Below are 2,185 nucleotides of genomic sequence, written 5' to 3'. Positions count from 1 at the left end.
GTGCGCCGTGAGGCGCTGATGATTCGAGTGGAGGTGAGAGACCTTCACCGCCGACCCTGTCGCAGCAGGGCGGTGGAGCTGGCGGCAGCCTGATCCGGGAGATGCCGGGGAGGGCGGGAGCAGCCGCGACAAAGCCGGGACGGGCCAGTACTGCCAGATGGCGTGGGTCCGGCGAGCGTGACGGAGAGGAGTACGCGAGGAACCAGCGTGAATACGTCCCTTAAAGGCTGACCGGCTCAAATCTGGCGGATATGGGCCGGGTGCGGTGCGTCTCTGATCTCTGTCTAGGGGTCAAGAACTTCCCGCCCGCCACGTGGATGTCGGTCGGGGAGGCCATGAGGAAGGTCTGCGGCGTACTCATGGCGATGCCGCAGGGGTAGAGCGGGGCTCCTACTTCGTTGATCGAATCACAGTGAACACGGGAACCATCTCGGTTCTGCCCGTCTGGCGCGCATCCAGTGCTCGGGGCGGGCTGGGCTCATCGTCAGCCGAACGACCGAGATGGGGCGGAGCCGCCGTAGTAGTCGGAGTCCGGGAGAGCCGGACACATGGCCAAGGGCGGCAGCGGTATCGAGAAGTTGTTGGAGGCTGTAATGCCGAAAGACGCGCCGGTGAATGCCGGCGCCTGGCCGGAGCAGGTCCCGATGGGGCCGCTGCGGAAGGTATCGGAGATGCAGGCCAAGCTCCACCGTTGGGCGGCGGCCGATCCTGGCCGCAGGTTCGACGACCTGTTCAATCTCGTGCACGACCCGGCGACGTTGATCGTGGCGTTCGACCGGGTCGCGGGCAATACCGGGGCACGCACTGCGGGCGTGGACGGCCTGACGGTCGCCGACGTCGAAGAGCAGATAGGCATCCCCGGTTTCCTGGACGACCTGCGTGCTCAAGTCAAGTCGGGCACGTTCCGGCCGCTCCCGGTACGGGAACGCAAGATCCCCAAACCGGGTGGATCGGGAAAGGTAAGACGCCTCGGCATACCTGCCGTGGCCGACCGCGTCGTCCAGGCGGCGCTCAAGCTGGTGCTGGAACCCATCTTCGAGGCCGACTTTCTGCCGGTTTCCTACGGGTTTCGGCCCAAACGGCGGGCACACGACGCAGTCGCCGAGATCCACCAGTTCGGCACCCGCGGCTACCGCTGGGTACTGGACGCGGACGTCGAAGCGGCCTTCGATTCTGTCTCGCACTCCGTTCTCATGGATCGAGTGCGGCTCCGGGTCAAGGACAAGCGTGTGCTGGCGCTGGTGAAGGCGTTCCTCAAGGCCGGGATCCTCACCGAACTCGGCGAATACCAGGACACCCATACCGGCACGCCACAAGGCGGCATCCTGTCTCCGTTGATCTTCAACGTGGCGATGACGGCGCTCGATGAGCACTTGCATCGGCCGTGGCTGCACGGCGGAGCGATGGCGACCAGCTATCAACGCGCCCGGCGTCGCCGAGGTGGCCTGCCGAACTGGCGGATCGTTCGCTACTGCGACGACTTCGTCATTCTCGTGCACGGCACCCGAGACGATGTCGAAGCCCTCCGCGACCAGACCGCTCAAGTGCTCGCACAGCTCGGGTTACGGCTTTCACCAGCCAAGACCCGCGTCGTGCAGATGAGTGACGGTTTCGACTTCCTGGGCTTTCACATCCGGTGGAAGCGGAAGATGGGCACGAACAAGTGGTACGTGTACACCTTCATCGCCGACCGGCCAATCCGGTCGTTGAAGGCGAAGATCCGTACCTTGACGCACAGGACGTCACAGCAGGACCGCAGGACCGTGCTGATCAGGCTCAATCAGATCATGCGCGGCTGGGCCAACTACTTCAAGCACGCGGTGTGCAAGCACACCCTGGGCAACCTGGCGGATTTCGTCTGGTGGCGAGTCGTCCGGTGGCTCAGAACGTTACACCGCTGGGGGTGGAAGGACGTCCGCCGACACTTCACCCTGCCCGACGGCAGATGGAAACCGATCGCGGCGGACGGGATCGAGTTGTTCAACCTGGAGACCGTGACGGTGACCCGTTATCGGTATCGCGGCAACACGATTCCCAGTCCCTGGACACAGACGCTGACAGACCACGCTTGACGGCAGATGCCGTGGAGAGCCCGGTGCTCAGTAATGGGCACGCCGGGTTCGGAGAGCGACCCGAGGAAACGGGTCGGGAGCAATCCCGATACCGCGCCTCGGGTCGACTCTAC

1 protein-coding gene is annotated in these 2,185 nt (G+C 64.6%); it reads left to right on the top strand.

The genetic code is table 11. The annotated features are described in order from the left end of the window. The first annotated feature begins 548 nt into the window (after positions 1-548). Positions 549-2,072 carry a group II intron reverse transcriptase/maturase gene (ltrA, locus tag ACFOY2_RS54555; RefSeq protein WP_379536098.1) on the top strand — a complete coding sequence of 508 codons (1,524 nt, stop codon included), beginning with the start codon at positions 549-551 and terminating at the stop codon, positions 2,070-2,072. Positions 2,073-2,185: the final 113 nt, after the last annotated feature.

The sequence above is a fragment of the Nonomuraea purpurea genome (assembly GCF_042650645.1).
Lineage (GTDB): Bacteria > Actinomycetota > Actinomycetes > Streptosporangiales > Streptosporangiaceae > Nonomuraea > Nonomuraea purpurea.
This window is presented reverse-complemented; position numbering and strand designations above follow the sequence as displayed.

Excerpts from the sequence above, each read along its gene's own strand:
- ltrA (WP_379536098.1), top strand. The coding sequence starts at position 549 with ATGGCCAAGGGCGGCAGCGGTATCGAGAAGTTGTTGGAGGCTGTAATG.